We start from the raw sequence: 17,699 nt of genomic DNA, 5'->3' as shown, positions 1-17,699 counted from the left end.
GCTCAGGGTGCCGCGGCGGGTGGTGCCCGCAGCCCGTGCCAGGCGCAGAGCCCGGCGGCAAGGACGCCGACCGCCATCGCCTGGTGCAGCGTGCCGAGGGAGACCGGCACGACATGCAGCAAGGTCACGATGCCCAGCGCATATTGCGCGCCGATCACGGCCGCCATGGCCCAGACCGCGCGGCGGGCGAAGCCGTCCGGCAGGCGGCGTGCGGCAATGGCCGCGCCGAGAGCGGCCAGCAGCGTGAGCGAGGCGAGGAGGCGGTGGTTGAACTGCACGGCGGCGATATTGGCCGTGAGATTCTTCCAGACCGGATCAAGGTCGAGATAGCCGGCGGGGATGAGCTGGCCGTCCATCAGCGGGAAGGTGTTGTAGCTGAAGCCGGCGCGGATGCCGGCCACGAAGCCGCCGGCCAGCATGGTCAGCGCGGCCAGCCAGAAGGCCGCCACCACCTGCCGGCGGATCTTGCCCTGCTGCGGGATGACCTCCACCGGTGCGGGCCGCAGCAGGCCGAGCGCGGTCCAGAGGATCAGACCGAACAGGATGAAGGCCATGGAGAGGTGCAGCACGAGGCGATAGGGCGAAACGGCGGTGCGGTCCGCCTCGAAGCCCGAGGCGACCATGAACCAGCCGATCGCGCCCTGCATCCCGCCCAGGACAAACAGCAGCGCGAGCCGCGGCCCGAGCCCGCGCGGAATGGCGCCGCGCGCCCAGAACCAGAGCAGGGGGACCAGGTAGGCGAGGCCGATCAGCCGGCCCCAGAAGCGATGCCCCCATTCCAGCCAGAAGATGCGCTGGAAACCCTCCATCCCGAAGCCGGCATTCTGAAGCTGGTATTGCGGGATGGTGCGGTACAGGTCGTAGAGGCGCTGCCACTCGGCCTGGCTGAGCGGCGGCAGGGTGCCGGCGAGCGGCGCCCATTCCATGATGGACAGGCCCGAGCCGGTGAGGCGCGTGGCGCCGCCCAGCGCCACCATGGCCCAGATCAGGCCGGCGACGGTGAGCAGCCATATGGCGATGGCGCGGGGATTGGCGCGGTCGCCGCGCGGCGCCGCGGCGGCGTGGGCAGGAAAGCTGTGGGCATCGAAGGGCATGACCGCGACATAGTAACCGAGAACCACGCCGCCAGCCCATGGGCTCAACGCGAAGTCGCAAGAATTGCCACCATCGCGGGCTTGTGGCCCGGGATGCGCGCTGGTAACGCCCCCGCATGTCCGCCGCACCGCTGGTTTCGGTCGTCATTCCCGTGCGGAACGAGGCCCCGAACATCGCCCCCCTGGTCGCCGAGATCGAGGCGGCCCTGGCCGCGATCCCGCACGAGATCATCTACGTGGATGACGGCTCGACCGACGCGACGCCCGAGATCCTGGCCGGGCTGGCGGTGCGCCGGCTGCGCCACAAGGCGAGCTGCGGACAATCGGCCGCCATCATGACGGGCGTGGCGGCGGCGGCCGGCACCTGGATCGCCACGCTGGATGGTGACGGCCAGAACGACCCTGCCGACATCCCCCGCATGCTGGCTCGCGCCGAGGCTGAAACTGCGGCGACCGGCGGCTGGGTGATGGTGGCCGGGCACCGTGTGAACCGGAAGGACAGCTGGGTGAAGCGGCGCTCCTCGCGCCTCGCCAACGCCATCCGCTCCTCGCTCCTGAAGGACGCGACGCCGGATACCGGCTGCGGGCTGAAGCTGTTTCCGCGCGCCCTCTTTCAGACCATGCCGCACTTCGATCACATGCACCGCTTCCTGCCCGCGCTGGCGCTGCGCGCCGGCGCCGTGGTGCTGAGCGAGCCGGTGAACCACCGCCCCCGGCTGCGCGGCGCCTCCAACTACGGCACGCTGGACCGGCTGGCGGTGAGCATCTTCGACCTCTTCGGCGTGGCCTGGCTGCAGCGGCGCGGCAAGCGCCCCGAGATCGAGGCGCCGTGACGGACGGGGCGGGTCAGACGAGGCCGGCCCGGTCCTCCCGCTCGCTGGGCCTTGGCAAGCTGCTGCTCATGGTGGCGGGGCTCGCGTTCGGCGGCGTGCTGCTGCGGGCGCTGGGTGCCGCGCCGGGCACGGAATGGGTGGACCTCTATATCCGCGACCAGGGCCTCCTCGGGGAGAGCCTCTTCCTGCTGGCGGGCGGGCTGGCCACCGCGGTCGGCGTGCCGCGCCAGGTGGTGGCCTTCCTGGCGGGCTATGCCTTCGGCACGGTGATCGGCGTGGGCGTCGCGCTGGGCGCGCAGATGCTGGGCTGCGTGCTGGCCTACGCTTGGGCGCGCGCCATCGCGCGGGACTGGGCGGAGCGGCGACTCGCCGGGCGCTTCGGCCCGCGGCTGCGACCGGTGGTGGAAACGCTGCGGGAGAACCCCTTCGGCGCGGCGCTGGCGCTCCGGCTGTTTCCGGTGGGCAACAACCTCGCGCTCAATTTCCTGGCCGGCATGTCGGCGCTCCCGGCAGGCGCCTTCTTCCTGGCCTCGGCACTCGGTTACCTGCCGCAGACGGTGGTCTTCGCGCTGCTCGGCAAGGGCGTGCGCGTGGACGGCTTCTGGCAGCTTGGCCTCTCCGTCATTCTGCTGGCCTTCAGTGTCGGACTGGGGGTCTGGCTGATGGGGAGGCATCGCGCGGGACGCGCGTTGGAGAAGTGACCGCGGGACGCGCGTTGGAGAAATGACCGCGGGACGCGCGTTGGAGAAGTGACCACGGGACGCGCGTTGGAGACGGAGCCGCGCTCAATTCAGCCGGTTGCGCAGCTCTTCCACCAGGCCGCGGATGCGCGCCGCCGCCTCGCCGCGCGGCTCGATCTCCAGAGCGCGATCCAGGCTGGCCAAGGCCGCGCTGATGCGCTCCAGCCGGTGCTCGATCAGCCCCATCTCGCGCCAAAGCCCCGCATGGTCGGGTGCCAGGCGCAACATGTCCCGCGTCGCGGCCAGGCCACCTTCCAGGTCATTGGCCTGGAGGCGGCGGAGCTTGATGTTGTTCTGCAGGCGCAGCAGCACGTCGCGCTTGGTCATCGTCGCCAGCATGCCGGGCTTCAGCTCGGCGTTCTCGCCGGCCACCCGCTTGATCAGGGCGCGCAATTCCGGCGCCAGCAGCTGGTCCCCGCCGGCGAAGACGTCGAGCACGATCTGCCCCCGCGCATGCGGGAGTGCCAGCAGGAAATGGCCCGGGGCGTTCAGCCCATGCGCGCTCCAGCCCGCCGCCTCGGCCGCGTGCAGCCAGAGCAGGCCGAGCGCCACGGGCAGGCCGCGCCGCCGTTCCAGGACCTGGATGAGGTTGGCATTCGCCATGTCGTCATAGGTCTCGGCATCGCCCGCGAAGCCGAACTCGCCATGGATGAGACCTGCCAACAGGGCGCGGCGGCGCTCGGGCTCCCCTCCATCGGCCGCGGGATCGGCAGCCGCCAGCTCCACCGCGCGACGGGCGATCCGGCTCAGCAACTCGGCCGCCGCGCGCCAATCGGCCGTGGGGGCGTCAATGCGCGCGAATTGCAGCGCGACGGATGCGAGGTCGAGCTCGGCATCGGGCAATTGGCCGGCGGCGTCGAGGGCGGCGCGGGCCTCTTCCTGGGGGGAGGCGGACATGCCCCGCTTGTAGCGCAGGCACGGGCCTGGCGACACCGGGCGTTACAGCAATTCCAGCTGCCGCGATGCGGCGCGGTGATTGAACTGCGTGCAATCGAGGCGGCTCGTGCCCCCCTCGCGCCGGTCGAGGCCCAGGCGGCGCAGTGCCACGTCGAAGCGTCGGGCCAGCAACTCGGCATAAGCGCCCTCGCCGGTCTGGCGCTGGCCGAAGCGGGCGTCATAGAGCTTGCCGCCGCGCGTCTGGCGCACCAGGGCCAGCACACGGGCCGCGCGCTCGGGGTAATGGGCGTTCAGCCATTCCTCGAAGATCTGGCGAAGCTCGAGCGGCAGCCGCAGCAGCACATAGCCGGCGCTGGTGGCGCCGGCGCGCGCACTGGCCTCCAGGATGCGTTCCAGTTCGGCGTCGTTGATGCCAGGAATCATGGGGGCGGCCAGGACGGCCACCGGAATGCCCTGCGCCGCCAGCGCGCGCACCGCCTCCAGCCGGCGCATCGGGCTCGCGGCGCGCGGCTCCATGGCGCGGGCCAGCTTGGCGTCGAGCGTGGTGATGGAGATGCAGACGCGCACCAGATTGCGTTGGGCCATCCGCGCCAGGATATCGGCATCGCGCAGCACGCCGGCTGATTTGGTGACGATCGTCACCGGATGGCCGAAACGCTCCAGCACCTCCAGCACGCGGCGCGTCAGGCCCTGTTCGCGCTCCACCGGCTGGTAGGGATCGGTGTTGGCGCCCAGCGCCACCGGGCGCGGCACATAGCCGGGGCGGGAGAGTTCGCGCTCCAGGATCTCGGGCAGCTCGGGCTTGAAGAGCAGCCGGGTTTCGAAATCCAGGCCGGGCGAAAGGCCGAGATAGGCGTGGCTGGGCCTCGCGTAACAATAGACGCAGCCATGCTCGCAGCCGCGATAGGGGTTGATCGAGCGGTCGAAACCGAGGTCGGGGCTGTCGTTATAGGTGAGGGCCGACCTAGCCGCCTCGCGGGTGAGGGTGGTCCTGAGGCTCGGCATGTCCTCGGTCAGGCTGCCCCAGCCATCATCGAAGGCTTCCGCCACCTGGCGCTCGAAGCGCGGGGTGTGGTTGGACAGCGCCGCCCGGCCGCGCTGGGGGACGAGGTCTTTCTGAATCCAGGAATGTCCGCCACCATCGGGCATGGCCAAGTTCCCTTAATGTTCACGTCGGAAGGTGCGAAAATGCCGGACGCGAGTCAAGAACAAAAAGGGAAAATGGAACGGATTTCCGCCGTCATCCCGGTGCTGAACGCCGCCCACCTCCTGCCGCCCCTGCTGGAACAGCTGTCTGGGCTCGGCGAGGTCATCCTGGCCGATGGCGGCAGCAAGGACAGCGTGGCGGATCTGGCCGGGGTGCGCCTCGTCACGGCGCCGCGCGGGCGGGGCACGCAGCTCGCCGCCGGGGCCGCCGCCGCGCGGGGCGAATGGCTGCTCTTCCTGCATGCCGATACGCGGCTGGACGCCGGCTGGGAGACGGCGGTGGAGGCCGCCCTCGCCCGGGCGGACCAGGCGCATTTCTTCCGCTTCGCCCTGGATGACGAATCTCCCCAGGCGCGGCGGCTGGAAGCGGCCGTGGCCTGGCGCTGCCGCCGGCTCGCTTTGCCCTATGGCGACCAGGGCCTGCTGATCTCCCGCGCCCTCTACGATGCAGTGGGCGGCTTCCACCCGATCCCGCTCATGGAGGATGTGGATCTCGTCCGGCGCCTCGGCCGCGCCCGGCTGGCGGAGATGCCGGCCTGCGCCATCACCTCCGCCGCTCGCTGGCGGCGGGATGGCTGGTGGCGGCGCTCCGCGCGCAACCTGATGACGCTGGGCCTCTATTTCGCCGGCGTCCCGCCGGAGCGGCTGGCGCGCTTCTACCGCTGAGCCGTCAGCCGTGCCCGGCGACACCCGAGAGCAGCAGCGGATCCACCTTCAGCTTGGCGAGCGCCCGGCGCCAGCGCGTCTCATCCGGGCCGCCGAAGATCAGGTCTTCGTCCGGGTCCACATGCAGCCAGTCATTGCGGGCGATCTCCTGCTCGAGCTGCCCGGCGCCCCAGCCGGCATAGCCCAGCGCCAGCAGACCCTGGCGCGGCCCGCCGCCGCTGGCGATGGCCTGCAGCACGTCCAGGCTTGCGGTCAGCGACACCTCGCCCGTCACGTCCATCGAACCCTGGGCACGCCAGTCGGCGCTGTGCAGCACGAAGCCGCGCCCCTCCTCGACCGGGCCGCCATTGACCAGGCGGATGCTGCGCGCGGGGGGCAGCGGCTCCACGCCGATCTGGCGGAGCAGCCCCTCGAAGCTGAGCTTCGGGATGGGCTGGTTGAGGATGAGGCCCATCGCGCCATCCGGCGAATGGGCGCAGAGCAGGACCAGGCTCCCGGCGAAGTTCGGATCCTGCATGTGGGGCATGGCGATCAGCAGCTGCCCGGCGAGGGGGCTGGCCTTGGGCGCGCCAGCTGGCGGGCGATCCGGCCGCCCCGATGTGGTTTCACGTGGGGACATGCCCAGGATGTGGGGCGATGCCCCGGCCATGGCAAGCGTGACACCCCCGACGGAACCGCCTAAACCTTCCCTCCGCAAAACCCCTTCGGAGGCAACCCTCATGACGATCAAGGTTGGTGACAAGATTCCCTCGGCCAAGCTGATGCAGGCCACGGCCGATGGCCCGCAGGAGGTCACCACGGAGGAGTTCTTCGGCGGCAAGACCGTGGTCCTCTTCGGCGTGCCCGGCGCCTTCACGCCGACCTGCTCGGCCAAGCATCTGCCGGGCTTCGTGAACCACGCCGCCGAGTTCAAGGCGAAGGGCGTGGACGCCATCGCCTGCATGTCGGTGAACGACGTCTTCGTGATGGGCGCCTGGGGCAAGGACCAGAACGCGATCGGCACCGTCGCCATGCTGGCCGATGGCAGCGCCGCCTTCACCAAGGCGCTGGGCCTGGAGTTCGACCTGACCGCCCGCGGCCTCGGCATCCGCTGCCAGCGCTTCGTGCTGGTCGCGAAGAACGGCGTGGTGACACATGTCGGCGTCGAAGAGCCCGGCGCCTTCGAGGTGAGCAAGGCCGAGACGGTTCTCGCCGCGCTCTGAGCCGCCCGCCAGGCGACATGCGCCTGGCTTCGCGGGGCGGTGGGCGGCGCTATCCTGGCGCAGATTCCAGGATGCCGCCCATGCCCCGTTTCGAGATCACCCCTGAGGAAGAAACCATGCTGCGCGCATTGCGGGCCGAGCGCCCGGCGCGCAGCCTTGCTCCGCCGCCGCTGGGCGTCGGACAGCGCGTGGCCGACTGGGTGGCGCGCAATGTCGGCTCCTGGCGCTTCATCCTGATCCAGTCGGCGCTGCTGCTGGTCTGGATCGGACTCAACATCACCGCCTTCATCGAGCGGTGGGACCCCTACCCCTTCATCCTGCTCAACCTCGTGCTGTCCTTCCAGGCGGCCTACACCGCGCCCATCATCATGATGAGCCAGAACCGCGCCTCCGAGCTCGACCGGCGGCACGCGGAATTCGACTATCGGATCAATGTGAAGGCGGAGCTGGAGATCGAGGCGCTGCACGCGAAGATTGACGCGCTGCGCGAGCAGGAGATCCTGAAGATGCTTCAGATCATCGAGAAGCTGGCGGCGGACCGCGCCAGCTGAAAACGGGTGTCAGCGCCCGGCGGACTGGCTGCGCAGTTCGCGCGCACGGGCCAGGACGCGGTCTTCCATCTCGGAATTCGTGGCCGTGGAGGCCGGGGCATCCACCCACTGATTGCCGCGCTGCACCTGGCGGAAGACCTGCACGCGAACGCCGTCGGAGCGGAGCTGGCGGCCGATCACGTAGGCGGTGGCCTTGAAGCGCTCGCCCTCGGCCTGGGGCGGCGAATACCAGTCGGTGATGATCACGCCGCCGAAGGGATCGGCGCTGGCAAGCGGCATGAAGGACAGCGTGTCGAGCGTGGCGCGCCAGAGGAAGGCGTTCACCGTCATGCCAGCGCCGGCGCCCGCGGCGGCTTCGCGCGCCTGGCGCGAACGGTCCACACCGAAGACGACCAGCCCCGAATCGGTCGCCGCGCCGGTCTGGCGCAGCGCGAGTTCGCGGCGGTTATCCGTGCCGTATTCCTCATTGCCGACCTGACGCCCGCCGGAACATCCGGCCAGTAGCGCGAGGCCGAGGCAGAGCGGGAGAATCGGGCGAGCGATCTGGGTCATGGCCGGATCAATTACTGGAGCGCAGCCCAAAAGAAAAGGGGCGACGGGATGTCCCGTCGCCCCCTCCCAGGTCACGTTCTGTGACGCGGTGAGTCTGGCTCAGAAGGCCAGGCGCACGCCCGTCAGGAAGACGTTGCTGAACGCGCGGCTCTGGATGCCCTGGCGGTTCGGGTCCAGGTCACGGCCCTGCTCACGCACCGAGTAGTAGACGTACTCGGCGATCAGGTCCATGCCAGGGGCCAGGCGGTAGTTCGCACCGGCGCCCAGACCCCAGCGACGCATGGTCGCGGCGTTGGTGCTGGTGTTCACGTTCGCCGGGAAGGCGTTGGTGCCGGGGATGAAGGCCGTGCCCGTGGAGTTCTCGGTCAGCGTGCCGCGCGTGCCACCCTCGAAGAGGCCGGTCACGAAGTTGGCACCGACGGTGACGGGGCCGACGACGTACTGGCCACCGACGACCAGCTGCTCCGCAGGACGGTCACCACGCAGGGTGTTGCCCCAGAAGAAGTTGTAGTCGCCGTAGGTGTAGTTCGCACCCACCGTGAAGCCGGCATAGCTGGCCTGAACGCCCGCCTGCCAGATGTTCATGTTGTTGAACACGCGAGCCTGCTGGCCCATCGTGGTCATGTCACGGGCCGCGCCGGCGCCGATGTAGCCGACGGTGCCGGCGATGCCGACGCCACCCACGTTACCGCGCCAACGGGCGGCGACCTGCCACTCATTGCGGCGGGCAGCCTGCTCGGGGCCGGCGGCGTAGATGCCGAAGTTGCGGGCGCCGGTGAAGGCATAGGCGCGGTCGCAGTAGCCGGAGTTGGCGTTGTTGGGGCAGCCGACGTCCTCACCGATGTTCGCGTTCGGGGCGTAGGACACACCGAAGTCGAAACCGGCCCACTGCGGCGTCATGTAGATGATCTTGGAGTTGTCACCCAGACCACCCGGGGCGGTCGTCGTGCGGCCGCCGGCCTGGCGGGTCACGAAGGACTCCCACGAACCGTGCACGCCACCCGTGCCGAAGCCCTGCACCCAGCCCGAGTTCATCAGGCCGCCCATGACGCCGTCTTCGTCACCGAAGCGAACCTGACCGAAGCGCGGGTGGGCGATGAAGGCGTACATCTCGTCGACCTGGACGGTCGTCTTGCCGGCGGACGAACGGCCACCGAGCACCTGACGACCCTCGATGCCGCTGCTGTTCAGCGAGATCTGCGCGCCGTAGGTCAGGCCGTTGGCCAGCTTGCCGTTCACGATGACGTCGATGCCGGCGTCGGTCGAGATGTCGTTCTTGCCGATGCGGGCGTTGTTCACGCCATCGGGCGGAACGTTCTGCGTGCCGGAGCCGACGTTGGTCGGCAGGCCCGAGGACGAGCCGTTGTTCAGCTGACCCGTGGTGGACTGGGACTGCTGGCTGGTCTGGTTCACATAGCCATAATAGGCCCGGAAGAAGCCACCGAGACGAACGGTCGGCGCTTCCTGAGCGGAGGCCTGGGGTGCCATAACGGCAGCGCCCACGACCGCCGAGACGACTGCCGTCGTGCCCAGCAAAATCTTGCGCATGTTATACTCTCCTCACGTGCCGGCCGGAGCCGGCTGGTTCCCCTGACCCTCCCCCTCCATCTCTGGAAGAGGCCGTAACCCTCCGGGTTGCAAAGGAACCGGCCGTAGCCGGCGATACCCTCACAACCCAATGATCACTGGGTCCGGCTCGGACTATGCGTTGGCGGATTGCGGCCCGGCAACCGCCATTCACAGCCAAACGCGACTTCCCTGAGACACTGTGTCCCGGAGGACACAATCCTTCCACACCCCGATTCCGGCCCAGCCTGCCGCCAGACCGCGTGGCAGCCGCCGCATCGCGCCAGCCGACATGCCGCCCAGCGCCACCGCATGGCACCCGACCGCTGCCCGGGCCGCGCGCGCCAGCGCCGCCCAGCGCAAAGGCCCGAGTGCCGGCGCGCCCGGGTGGCTCGCCGTTGGAAACACCGGCGAAACGAGAACGACATCGGCGTCCAGCCGCCCCGCGCGGGCGACACCGGCCCGCCCATGGACCGCCGCCGAAAGCAGGGCGCCACGGCGGTTCAGCAGGAAGGGCAGCAGCCCCCGCGTCGCCGCGCGGTCCGGAACATGCAGCCCCGCGCCGATTCGCAACGCCAGCCGGCCATCGCCGGAAACCAGGACCGGAAATCCCCGCTCCCGGCAAAGCCGGGCGACCCGCACCGCCACCTCCGGCGCCGCGCTCCGCAGCAGCACCGCAGTCCCGCGCGGCAACCCGCCCAGCAGGGGCGACGGGTCCGGCAGGCGAATCGGGTCGCTCAGCAGCCAGCGGCGCGGCAGGATGGCGCCGCGGCGGCCTCTCCCTATTCTATGGCGCATGCTCGAAGACATCGCCGCCAACCTGACCCGAATCCGCGCCCGAATCGAGGCCGCCACCGCCGCGGCCGGCCGCCCGCCCGGCGCGGCCCGGCTCGTCGCCGTCTCCAAGACCAATCCGGTCGAGGCCGTCGAGGCCGCCCTCGCCGCCGGGCAGCGCGTCTTCGGCGAGAATCGCGTGCAGGAGGCCGCCGCGAAGTTCCCGCAGCTCCGCGCCGCCCATCCCGATCTGCGCCTGCACATCATCGGCCCGCTGCAGACGAACAAGGCGCGCGACGCCGTGCGCCTCGCTGACGTGATCGAGACCCTGGACCGGCCGAAGCTCGCCCTCGCCCTCATGGACGCCATGCAGAAGGAAGGCCGCCGGCCCGACCTGCTGATCCAGGTGAACACCGGGGCCGAACCGCAGAAGGCCGGCATCCTGCCCGATGAGACCGACGCCTTCATCACCCTCTGCCGCACCACCCACGGCCTGCCGGTCATCGGCCTCATGTGCATCCCGCCCGCCGAGGCCGACCCCGCGCCGCATTTCGACCTCCTCGCCCGGATCGCCGCCCGCCACGGCCTCACCACCCTCTCCATGGGTATGAGCGGTGATTTCGAAACCGCCATCCGGCACGGTGCCACCCATGTCCGCGTCGGCTCCGCCATCTTCGGCGCACGCGGGTAGGGGAGCCGCCTTGGGGAGGACGCTGTCCTCCCCAAACCCCACCTGCCAAGGGCCGAGAGGCCCTTGGAACCCAGGAATGGGCCTTTGGCAGGAGGGGGCGGCACGCCCCTGGCGGTGAGGGTCCGGGAGAGGCAGCGCCTCTCCCGGGTGCACCACCCTACCCCGTGGCGCGCGCGGCGGCGGTTGCGGCGGCGAGCTGGGTGGGGTTCGCAAGGCTGGACCATCGCTGATAGGCCTGGGCGACGTCCGCGGGATTGACCGGCTGGCGGGCCAGCGTGAGCGGGTCGGGCTCGTTGTTCAGCGCGGCACGGATGCGCGCGAGGGGTTGCGTCATCTCGATGGCGGACATCACGCCGGCCAGCGCCATGCCGAGCGCCCCGCCGGTGAGGCCGGCGCCCAGGGCGCGCATGGTGGGATGGATCTCGGTGCCGGTGGCCGCCCGGTAGATCATGCCCACCCCCGGCAGGTGGTGCAGGGGGTTCAGGCCTTCGAGGAACTCGTCGAAGGTCATCTCGCCCGGGATGGGGATGGCCTCCTCCGGGCCGAGTTCGGGCCCGCGGTCCGGCGGCGGCGGGACGCTGAGGCTGCCGGTGGGGCGGAAGGCCAGGCGGATCGGGTCTTGCATCGCGGGCTCCGGGGGGCGGGTCTGCCACCCGGAGGAGGCAAGGCTCATGCCAGGGCGCGCGCTTGCATGGGGTTCGAAACAGGACCACATAGGTCCTGTCAAAAATTTCCGCCCAGGAACACGCCATGTTCATCGAGACCGAAAGCACCCCGAACCCCGCCACGCTGAAATTCCTGCCCGGCCGCGACGTGATGGGCACGGCCGGCACCGCCGATTTCGTGGTGGGCGATGATGCCTCGCGCTCGCCGCTGGCCACGCGCCTGCTGGCGCTCGAGGGTGTGGCGCGCGTGTTCTTCGGCGCCGATTTCATCACGGTCACGAAGTTCGACACGACCGAGTGGCAGGCGCTGCGCCCGCAGGTGCTGGGCGCGGTGATGGAGCATTTCCTGGCCGAGCTGCCGGTGATCGAGGGCGTGGGCGAGGATGCGGCCGAGGATTTCGACCCGGCCGATGCCGAGGCCGTGGCCCAGATCAAGGAGCTGCTGGACCAGCGCGTGCGCCCGGCGGTGGCGGGCGATGGCGGGGACATCGTCTTTCGCGGCTTCCGCGACGGCATCGTGAAGCTGAAGATGCAGGGCGCCTGCTCCGGCTGCCCTTCCTCCCGCGCCACGCTGAAGCATGGCGTGGAGAACATGCTGCGCCATTACGTGCCCGAGGTGATGGGCGTCGAGCAGGTCGAGGCGTAAATGACCGCATCCCTTGATGCCGCCGCGCTGGACCAGCTGTTCCGCAACGCGCGCACGCAGAACAAGTGGCAGGACAGGCCGGTGGCAGAGGAGACTCTGCGCGCCCTGTATGACCTGCTGAAATGGGGCCCGACGAGTGCCAATTCCTCGCCCGCGCGCTTCGCCTTCCTGACGTCCGACGCCGCCAAGGCGAAGCTGAAGGAGGCGCTCTCGCCCGGCAATGTCGAGAAGACGATGACGGCGCCGGTGACGGTCATCGTGGCGCATGACCCGAAATTCTACGATCAGCTCCCCAAGCTCTTCCCGCATGCCGATGCGCGGAGCTGGTTCGCCGGCAACTGGTCGCTCGCGGACACGACGGCGATGCGCAACGGCACGCTGCAGGGCGCCTATCTGATGCTGGCGGCGCGGTCGCTGGGCCTCGATGTCGGGCCGATGAGCGGTTTCGACAACATGAAGGTGGATGACCTGTTCTTCGCCGATACGGGGTGGAAGTCCAACTTCCTGGTGAACCTCGGCCATGGCGACCCGGCCGGGGTCTTCGAGCGCGGCCCGCGGCTGGAGTTCGAAGAGGCCTGCCGGCTTCTCTGAGCCGGCGCCCCGCGCGGCGCCCGCCGGGGAGATGTGCCGGTCTGGACTGGCCCGATGCGCCCTCTGCCGCCGCGCTCCTCAGCGCGGCGCCTGGCTCACCCAGCCCTCGACCAGCGGCTTCTTCGGCCCGCGGCCATGCAGTTCAGCAGCGAGCCGCGCCTCACGCCGGAGCAGCGCCATGCGCTTCTGCTCGACGGCGCGGCGCTTGCGGTCCTGCAGGACGAAGACCAGAGGCACGCAGGCCAGGGCCAGCATGAAGAGACCGAGGAGGTGCGGCGAGATATGCGTGAAAGTGCTGAGCATCATGACCGACTCCGAAACCCTCTTGTCCGTCCTGGGGACAACCCTGAAAACACTTGGAAATCCTGACCTCGAGTGGCGCGCCGCATCGGGTCGGCAACCCAAGGTAGAGTGATGTGTAAGCCACCCATCCTGAACCTGTCCTGATGCCATGATTCAGCCTTCATTCAGGCAGCTCCTTCCAAGGGTGGGCATGCGCTTTTGCTCCCTCCTGCTTCTCTTCGCGCTGGCCATGGCCGCGCCCGCGCAGGCAACGGCGCAGGAGCGGCGGGATCACGAGCGCGCCCGCGCCGCGCTCGAAGCCGGCCAGATTCGCCCCCTCTCCGACCTGCTGGCCGAGGTGGAGCGCCGCTTCCGCGGCCGGGTCATCGAGGCGGATCTGGAGCGCGACGACACGCAATGGCTGTATGAACTGAAGATCCTGCCCCCAAATGGCCGCATCTTCATCGTCGAGCTCGACGCCGCGACGGGCGCCCTGGTGCGGTCGCGCGGGCCGGTGCAGGAGCGCGCGCAGGGCGAGGCGCAGCCCCGCGCGCCGATGCGCTGAGCCGCTTCACCGCCGGAACAAGGCTGGACGCCGGCGGCCGCGCCGCGCATCTTCCGCGCCATGCGCCTCCTGATCGTCGAAGACAGCCCCGAACTGCACCAGCAGCTCCGCACCGGCCTGACCGAGGCGGGCTTCGCGGTGGATGGCGCGATGGATGGCGAGGAGGCCTTCTATCTCGGCGAGACCGAGCCCTATGACGCCGTGGTGCTGGATCTCGGCCTGCCGCGGGTGGATGGGCTGACGGTGCTGCGCCGCTGGCGCGCGGCCGAGCGTGCCATGCCCGTCCTCATCCTCACCGCCCGCGATTCCTGGACCGAGAAGGTGGAGGGTCTGAACGCCGGCGCCGACGACTACCTCGCCAAGCCCTTCGCCATGGCCGAGCTGGTGGCACGGCTGAATGCCCTGATCCGCCGCTCCAATGGTGTGGCCAAGACCGAGCTGGTGTTCGGCGAGGTGCGGCTCGACACCGCCGCCCGCGCCGTCTCGCGCAATGGGCAGGCGGTGCGGCTGACGGCGCTGGAATACGGGATGCTGGCCTATCTGGCGCTGCATGCCGGCCGGCCGATCTCCAAGACCGAGCTGACCGAGCATCTCTACGCCCAGGATTTCGACCGCGATTCCAACACGCTGGAGGTCATCGTGGCGCGCCTTCGGCGCAAGCTCGGGGATCAGCTGATCGAGACGGTGCGCGGCCAGGGCTACCGGCTGATCCCGGCCTCGCCCGCCGCCGCCGCGCCCGGTTGAAGTCCCTCACCCGAAGGCTGTTGCTGCTGACCACCCTCTGGGTGGCGCTGGGGCTTGGCCTGATGGGCTGGTTCGTCGTGCAGACAGACCAGCGGCAGATCGAGACGGCGGCGGATGCGCGCCTGGGCAGCCTGCTCGATGCGGTGGTGGCCGCCGCCGCCTTCGACCCCTCGGCCGGCCCGATCCTGACCCGCCCGCTGGCCGATCCCGCCTTCGAGCGCCCGCTCTCGGGCCATTACTGGCAGATCACCGGCCCGGGCGGCAGCCAGGCCACCTCGCGCTCGCTCTGGGATTCGCGCCTCTTGCCGCCACTGCGTGAGCCCGAGGGCGTGCGCGCCCGGGACGTGGAGGGCCCGCGTTCCGAACGGCTGCGCCTGCTGGAGCGCGACGTGCAGCTGGAGAGCCGCTTCGGCCTCGTGCCCATCACCGTGCAGGTGGCCGTGGTGCGCGAGGGCACGGATGAGGAGATCGCCTCGCTCCGGCAGAACGTGATCCTCGCCTTCGCGCTGCTGGGCACGGGCCTCGTCGCCGTGGTGGCGCTTCTGGTGCTCTGGGGCCTGCGCCCGCTCCGCCGCACCCAGGAGGAGCTGGCCGAGGTGCGCGAAGGGCGCCGGCAGCACATGGATGTGGTGGCGCCGGCCGAAATCGCGCCGCTCGTGGCCGAGATCGAGGCGCTGATCGAGCAGAACCGCGCGACGGTGGACCGCGCGCGCAACCATGTGGGCAACCTGGCCCATGCGCTGAAGACGCCGATCGCCGTGCTGCGGAACGCGTTGGAAACCGGGGATCTGCCCGGGGCCCGGGCGCAGTCGGCCACGCTGGAGCGCCTGGTGCAGCACCACCTCCGCCGCGCGCGCGCGGGTGCGCTGGCAGGCAGCGCGGGGGCGGAATGCATGCCCCTGGCATTGGCCGAGGCGCTGGCCACCGCATTGCGCCGCCTGACCGCCGCGCGCGGCATCACCATCCGCGTGAGCGGCGAGGCCGATGCCCGCATCCGGGCCGACAGCCAGGATGTGACGGAAATGCTGGGGAACCTGATGGAGAATGCCTGCAAGTATGGGCAGCGCCAGGTCGCGGTGCGGGTGACCCATTCGGCACCGGGGCGCATCACGATCGAGGTGGCGGATGACGGCCCAGGCCTGCCGGAGGGCGAGGATGGGGCCGCCTTGATGCGTGGCGTGCGGCTGGATGAGGCCAAGCCCGGATCGGGCCTCGGCCTTGCCATCGTCTCGGATCTGGCCGCGCTATATGCCGGGCATCTGAGCCTGGAGCGCTCCACCCGGCTGGGCGGCCTCTCCGCGCGGCTCGACCTGCCAGGGCGGCTGGCGTCCGAATCCTATCGCGGGCCCGATTGACGCCAGGGCGCCCCCCCACCCCCCCCTGGCCTCAGCTGCCCAGCCTGTAGCCGCCCTCATCGGTCAGCAGCAGGCGCGCCTGCTGGGGGTCGGGCTCGATCTTGCGGCGCAGGCGATAGACATGGGTTTCGAGCGTGTGGGTGGTGACGGCGCTGGAATAGCCCCAGACCTCGCCCAGCAATTCGGCCCGCGGCACGGCACGCCCGCCAGCGCGGTGCAGGTAGAGCAGGATGGCGGCCTCCTTCTCCGTCAGCCGGATGCGGGTGCCTCCCTTGCCCTGCAGCAGCTTGGCCGCCGGGTGGAAGGCATAGCCGGCGAGCGGGATGGCGGCCTCGGGCGAGGCTTCGAAAACGGCGAGGGCCGCATGCAGCCGGGCCAGCAGCTCGGGCGCGCGGACCGGCTTGGCGACCCGCTCGGTGATGCCCTCGGGCAGCGGGCCCTCGGCCTCACCGCCGAGCAGGAGGACGGGGCGGCCGCCCCCGGCCTCGCGCAGCAGAGGGGCCCAATGGGACGGGCCTGGGCTGGCCGCGGCATCCAGCAGGGTGGCGTCGATGCGGCCAGCTGCCTCGGCCAGCTGCGCCAGGCCCGGCTCCGGCGCGGCCGCCTCGACCTCGAAACGGCGGCCATTGGCCGATTCCTGCTCGAGCCGCTGCGGCAGCAGGGCGGCCAGCGTGGCGTCCTCGGTCAGCAGAAGGATCCGGCGGTTGCCAGGCATGGCGGGGCCATCACTTGAACGGTTCCTGAACAAACTAGCACCTCCGCCGGGCGGGGGGAAACGCAACCCATCATGCCAGGCATGGCGGGCGGGTTAAGAAAGTTTCGTGGCGACCCCCTGCCAGCCGGCATCCAATCGCCACATTCCACCGTAGATTGGACAGCGTAGACTTTGCGCGTTGCAGGATAACCGCTGAATGCGAAACACCGCCCTCCTTCCTTCCGGCCTCGCCGCCCCGCGGCCGCCCTCGGCTGAGATCCTTGCGCTGCGTGCCGTGCACCGCGCTGTCTCCGAGTTGCGGCGCGGCACGCCCGTCCTGCTGGAAGGGGAAGGTGCCGGGCTGCTGGTGGCCGCGGCCGAGACCGTCGGCGCCCAGGGCCTGGCGGAGATGGCCGCGCTCTCGGGCGCCGCGCCGGTCCTTCTGCTCTCGCCGGTGCGGGCTTCGGCGGTGCTGCAGCGGCCCGTGCCGCTGAACGCCCCGGATGAGGGCGCGGTGGCGCTGCGCCTGCCGGCCGGCCTGACCGCGCCCGAGCGCCTGCGCGCCTTCGCCGACCCCACCGCCGAATTGCTGCTGGGCGATGGCCAGGCGCTGGAGCGCGCCAACCTGCCGCCGCTGGCCGCGCCGGCACTGGCGCTGGCCAAGCTCGGCCGGCTGCTGCCTGCCCTGGTGGCCTGCCCCATGCCCGCGGCCGCCGACGCCCCAGGGCTGCTCCGCGTCACGGCCACCGAGGTGCAGGCCTATCCGGAGTCCGCCGCCACCTCGCTGCGCCGCGTGGGCGAGGCGCGGGTGCCGCTCGAGGATGCGCCCGAGACGCGCATCGTCGCCTTCCGCGCCGCCGATGGCGGGATCGAGCATCTCGCCATGCTGGTGGGCGAGCCGGAAAAGGTGCTGGCCGCGGGTGGCGCGCCGCTGGCGCGGCTGCATTCGGAGTGCTTCACGGGTGACCTGCTGGGCTCGCTGCGCTGCGATTGCGGGCCGCAACTCAAGGGCGCGCTGCGCCGCATGGCGGAGGATGGCGCGGGCATCCTGCTCTACCTCGCGCAGGAGGGGCGCGGCATCGGCCTCGTCAACAAGCTGCGCGCCTATACGCTGCAGGATCAGGGACTGGACACGCTCGATGCGAACCGGGCGCTGGGCTATGGCGCGGATGAGCGCAACTTCCTGGTCGCCGCCACCATGCTGCGCCTGCTGGAGGCACCGCGCGTCAGGCTGCTGACGAACAACCCGGACAAGCTCGCCGGCCTCGCCGCCTGCGGGATCGAGGTGGTGACGCGCGAGCAGCACGCCTTCGCCGGCAATGGCGTGAATGACCGCTATCTCGCCACCAAGGCCGAGCGCTTCGGGCATATGCTGGAGGAGTAGC

Annotated in this window: 22 protein-coding genes; 12 read left to right on the top strand and 10 right to left on the bottom strand. The window is 70.6% G+C overall.

The window, feature by feature from the left end:
- Nucleotides 1-2: 2 nt before the first annotated feature.
- On the bottom strand, nt 3-1,094 hold the full coding sequence (locus KTR66_RS19075) for a COX15/CtaA family protein (protein ID WP_213615466.1): 1,092 nt from the start codon (nt 1,092-1,094) through the stop codon (nt 3-5).
- Nucleotides 1,095-1,210: 116 nt separating this feature from the next.
- Here KTR66_RS19075 and KTR66_RS19070 point away from each other — a divergent pair, with 116 nt between their 5' ends.
- Nucleotides 1,211-1,927 carry a glycosyltransferase family 2 protein gene (locus KTR66_RS19070; RefSeq protein WP_213615366.1) on the top strand — a complete coding sequence of 239 codons (717 nt, stop codon included), beginning with the start codon at nt 1,211-1,213 and terminating at the stop codon, nt 1,925-1,927.
- A complete protein-coding gene (locus KTR66_RS19065) occupies nt 1,924-2,628 on the top strand; it encodes a TVP38/TMEM64 family protein (protein ID WP_371819170.1) in 705 nt (234 codons plus the stop codon). Before KTR66_RS19070 ends, KTR66_RS19065 begins: the two co-directional genes overlap by 4 nt.
- Nucleotides 2,629-2,712: 84 nt before the next feature.
- Here the strand turns inward: KTR66_RS19065 and KTR66_RS19060 are convergent, their stop codons facing one another.
- A complete protein-coding gene (locus tag KTR66_RS19060; RefSeq protein WP_213615364.1) occupies nt 2,713-3,564 on the bottom strand; it encodes a SirB1 family protein in 852 nt (283 codons plus the stop codon).
- 42 nt (nt 3,565-3,606) lie between these two features.
- On the bottom strand, nt 3,607-4,713 hold the full coding sequence (locus tag KTR66_RS19055; RefSeq protein WP_213615362.1) for a PA0069 family radical SAM protein: 1,107 nt from the start codon (nt 4,711-4,713) through the stop codon (nt 3,607-3,609).
- A gap of 72 nt (nt 4,714-4,785) precedes the next feature.
- Between KTR66_RS19055 and KTR66_RS19050 the strand changes: the two genes are divergently transcribed.
- On the top strand, nt 4,786-5,436 hold the full coding sequence (locus tag KTR66_RS19050) for a TIGR04283 family arsenosugar biosynthesis glycosyltransferase (RefSeq protein WP_213615360.1): 651 nt from the start codon (nt 4,786-4,788) through the stop codon (nt 5,434-5,436).
- A gap of 4 nt (nt 5,437-5,440) precedes the next feature.
- Here KTR66_RS19050 and KTR66_RS19045 read toward each other — a convergent pair whose 3' ends face one another.
- Nucleotides 5,441-6,055 (bottom strand): YqgE/AlgH family protein, encoded by a 615-nt coding sequence (locus KTR66_RS19045; protein ID WP_249732271.1) that lies wholly within the window; start codon nt 6,053-6,055, stop codon nt 5,441-5,443.
- A gap of 100 nt (nt 6,056-6,155) precedes the next feature.
- Between KTR66_RS19045 and KTR66_RS19040 the strand changes: the two genes are divergently transcribed.
- A complete protein-coding gene (locus KTR66_RS19040) occupies nt 6,156-6,638 on the top strand; it encodes a peroxiredoxin (RefSeq protein ID WP_213615356.1) in 483 nt (160 codons plus the stop codon).
- A gap of 80 nt (nt 6,639-6,718) precedes the next feature.
- Nucleotides 6,719-7,189, top strand: a complete 471-nt coding sequence (locus tag KTR66_RS19035) for a DUF1003 domain-containing protein (RefSeq protein ID WP_213615354.1) — start codon at nt 6,719-6,721, stop codon at nt 7,187-7,189.
- A gap of 9 nt (nt 7,190-7,198) precedes the next feature.
- Here the strand turns inward: KTR66_RS19035 and KTR66_RS19030 are convergent, their stop codons facing one another.
- The 3 genes from KTR66_RS19030 to KTR66_RS19020 form a co-directional block, all read right to left on the bottom strand.
- A complete protein-coding gene (locus KTR66_RS19030) occupies nt 7,199-7,741 on the bottom strand; it encodes a DUF3576 domain-containing protein (protein WP_213615352.1) in 543 nt (180 codons plus the stop codon).
- Nucleotides 7,742-7,840: 99 nt separating this feature from the next.
- Nucleotides 7,841-9,289 (bottom strand): porin, encoded by a 1,449-nt coding sequence (locus KTR66_RS19025; protein ID WP_213615350.1) that lies wholly within the window; start codon nt 9,287-9,289, stop codon nt 7,841-7,843.
- A gap of 189 nt (nt 9,290-9,478) precedes the next feature.
- Nucleotides 9,479-10,105 carry a thiamine phosphate synthase gene (locus tag KTR66_RS19020; RefSeq protein WP_213615348.1) on the bottom strand — a complete coding sequence of 209 codons (627 nt, stop codon included), beginning with the start codon at nt 10,103-10,105 and terminating at the stop codon, nt 9,479-9,481.
- Between KTR66_RS19020 and KTR66_RS19015 the strand changes: the two genes are divergently transcribed.
- A complete protein-coding gene (locus KTR66_RS19015) occupies nt 10,104-10,772 on the top strand; it encodes a YggS family pyridoxal phosphate-dependent enzyme (protein WP_213615346.1) in 669 nt (222 codons plus the stop codon). The two genes, KTR66_RS19020 and KTR66_RS19015, sit on opposite strands and share 2 nt — an antisense overlap.
- Nucleotides 10,773-10,929: 157 nt before the next feature.
- Here the strand turns inward: KTR66_RS19015 and KTR66_RS19010 are convergent, their stop codons facing one another.
- Nucleotides 10,930-11,397, bottom strand: a complete 468-nt coding sequence (locus KTR66_RS19010; RefSeq protein ID WP_213615344.1) for a hypothetical protein — start codon at nt 11,395-11,397, stop codon at nt 10,930-10,932.
- 125 nt (nt 11,398-11,522) lie between these two features.
- Between KTR66_RS19010 and KTR66_RS19005 the strand changes: the two genes are divergently transcribed.
- Both KTR66_RS19005 and KTR66_RS19000 read left to right on the top strand, forming a co-directional pair.
- Complete coding sequence (locus KTR66_RS19005; RefSeq protein WP_213615342.1) at nt 11,523-12,083, top strand: NifU family protein; 561 nt, start codon at nt 11,523-11,525, stop codon at nt 12,081-12,083.
- Nucleotides 12,084-12,674 (top strand): malonic semialdehyde reductase, encoded by a 591-nt coding sequence (locus KTR66_RS19000; RefSeq protein WP_213615340.1) that lies wholly within the window; start codon nt 12,084-12,086, stop codon nt 12,672-12,674.
- A gap of 78 nt (nt 12,675-12,752) precedes the next feature.
- Here KTR66_RS19000 and KTR66_RS18995 read toward each other — a convergent pair whose 3' ends face one another.
- Nucleotides 12,753-12,980, bottom strand: coding sequence for a hypothetical protein (locus KTR66_RS18995; RefSeq protein ID WP_213615338.1), 228 nt, complete (start codon nt 12,978-12,980; stop codon nt 12,753-12,755).
- Between the two features lie 187 nt (nt 12,981-13,167).
- Between KTR66_RS18995 and KTR66_RS18990 the strand changes: the two genes are divergently transcribed.
- The 3 genes from KTR66_RS18990 to KTR66_RS18980 are packed head-to-tail and all read left to right on the top strand — an operon-like array spanning nt 13,168 to nt 15,620.
- Nucleotides 13,168-13,521 carry a PepSY domain-containing protein gene (locus KTR66_RS18990; RefSeq protein ID WP_213615336.1) on the top strand — a complete coding sequence of 118 codons (354 nt, stop codon included), beginning with the start codon at nt 13,168-13,170 and terminating at the stop codon, nt 13,519-13,521.
- A gap of 60 nt (nt 13,522-13,581) precedes the next feature.
- On the top strand, nt 13,582-14,265 hold the full coding sequence (locus KTR66_RS18985; RefSeq protein ID WP_213615334.1) for a response regulator transcription factor: 684 nt from the start codon (nt 13,582-13,584) through the stop codon (nt 14,263-14,265).
- 20 nt (nt 14,266-14,285) lie between these two features.
- Nucleotides 14,286-15,620, top strand: coding sequence for a HAMP domain-containing sensor histidine kinase (locus KTR66_RS18980; RefSeq protein ID WP_213615332.1), 1,335 nt, complete (start codon nt 14,286-14,288; stop codon nt 15,618-15,620).
- Nucleotides 15,621-15,651: 31 nt separating this feature from the next.
- Here the strand turns inward: KTR66_RS18980 and KTR66_RS18975 are convergent, their stop codons facing one another.
- A complete protein-coding gene (locus KTR66_RS18975) occupies nt 15,652-16,335 on the bottom strand; it encodes a response regulator transcription factor (RefSeq protein WP_213615330.1) in 684 nt (227 codons plus the stop codon).
- Between the two features lie 196 nt (nt 16,336-16,531).
- Here KTR66_RS18975 and ribA point away from each other — a divergent pair, with 196 nt between their 5' ends.
- Nucleotides 16,532-17,698 (top strand): GTP cyclohydrolase II, encoded by a 1,167-nt coding sequence (gene ribA / locus KTR66_RS18970; RefSeq protein ID WP_213615328.1) that lies wholly within the window; start codon nt 16,532-16,534, stop codon nt 17,696-17,698.
- Nucleotide 17,699: the final 1 nt, after the last annotated feature.

The sequence above is a fragment of the Roseococcus sp. SDR genome (genome assembly GCF_019083995.1).
Classification (GTDB): domain Bacteria; phylum Pseudomonadota; class Alphaproteobacteria; order Acetobacterales; family Acetobacteraceae; genus Roseococcus.
Note: the sequence above shows the minus strand (reverse complement) of the source record. Positions and strands in the feature narration are given on the sequence as shown.

What these genes read in the sequence shown, in the direction of transcription:
- KTR66_RS19075 (WP_213615466.1), bottom strand. Translation starts at nt 1,094, where the DNA reads ATGCCCTTCGATGCCCACAGCTTTCCTGCCCACGCCGCCGCGGCGCCG.
- KTR66_RS19070 (WP_213615366.1), top strand. Translation starts at nt 1,211, where the DNA reads ATGTCCGCCGCACCGCTGGTTTCGGTCGTCATTCCCGTGCGGAACGAG.
- KTR66_RS19060 (WP_213615364.1), bottom strand. Translation starts at nt 3,564, where the DNA reads ATGTCCGCCTCCCCCCAGGAAGAGGCCCGCGCCGCCCTCGACGCCGCC.
- KTR66_RS19055 (WP_213615362.1), bottom strand. Translation starts at nt 4,713, where the DNA reads ATGCCCGATGGTGGCGGACATTCCTGGATTCAGAAAGACCTCGTCCCC.
- KTR66_RS19050 (WP_213615360.1), top strand. Translation starts at nt 4,786, where the DNA reads ATGGAACGGATTTCCGCCGTCATCCCGGTGCTGAACGCCGCCCACCTC.
- KTR66_RS19045 (WP_249732271.1), bottom strand. Translation starts at nt 6,055, where the DNA reads ATGTCCCCACGTGAAACCACATCGGGGCGGCCGGATCGCCCGCCAGCT.
- KTR66_RS19040 (WP_213615356.1), top strand. Translation starts at nt 6,156, where the DNA reads ATGACGATCAAGGTTGGTGACAAGATTCCCTCGGCCAAGCTGATGCAG.
- KTR66_RS19035 (WP_213615354.1), top strand. Translation starts at nt 6,719, where the DNA reads ATGCCCCGTTTCGAGATCACCCCTGAGGAAGAAACCATGCTGCGCGCA.
- KTR66_RS19030 (WP_213615352.1), bottom strand. Translation starts at nt 7,741, where the DNA reads ATGACCCAGATCGCTCGCCCGATTCTCCCGCTCTGCCTCGGCCTCGCG.
- KTR66_RS19025 (WP_213615350.1), bottom strand. Translation starts at nt 9,289, where the DNA reads ATGCGCAAGATTTTGCTGGGCACGACGGCAGTCGTCTCGGCGGTCGTG.
- KTR66_RS19015 (WP_213615346.1), top strand. Translation starts at nt 10,104, where the DNA reads ATGCTCGAAGACATCGCCGCCAACCTGACCCGAATCCGCGCCCGAATC.
- KTR66_RS19020 (WP_213615348.1), bottom strand. Translation starts at nt 10,105, where the DNA reads ATGCGCCATAGAATAGGGAGAGGCCGCCGCGGCGCCATCCTGCCGCGC.
- KTR66_RS19010 (WP_213615344.1), bottom strand. Translation starts at nt 11,397, where the DNA reads ATGCAAGACCCGATCCGCCTGGCCTTCCGCCCCACCGGCAGCCTCAGC.
- KTR66_RS19005 (WP_213615342.1), top strand. Translation starts at nt 11,523, where the DNA reads ATGTTCATCGAGACCGAAAGCACCCCGAACCCCGCCACGCTGAAATTC.
- KTR66_RS19000 (WP_213615340.1), top strand. Translation starts at nt 12,084, where the DNA reads ATGACCGCATCCCTTGATGCCGCCGCGCTGGACCAGCTGTTCCGCAAC.
- KTR66_RS18995 (WP_213615338.1), bottom strand. Translation starts at nt 12,980, where the DNA reads ATGATGCTCAGCACTTTCACGCATATCTCGCCGCACCTCCTCGGTCTC.
- KTR66_RS18990 (WP_213615336.1), top strand. Translation starts at nt 13,168, where the DNA reads ATGCGCTTTTGCTCCCTCCTGCTTCTCTTCGCGCTGGCCATGGCCGCG.
- KTR66_RS18985 (WP_213615334.1), top strand. Translation starts at nt 13,582, where the DNA reads ATGCGCCTCCTGATCGTCGAAGACAGCCCCGAACTGCACCAGCAGCTC.
- KTR66_RS18975 (WP_213615330.1), bottom strand. Translation starts at nt 16,335, where the DNA reads ATGCCTGGCAACCGCCGGATCCTTCTGCTGACCGAGGACGCCACGCTG.
- ribA (WP_213615328.1), top strand. Translation starts at nt 16,532, where the DNA reads ATGCGAAACACCGCCCTCCTTCCTTCCGGCCTCGCCGCCCCGCGGCCG.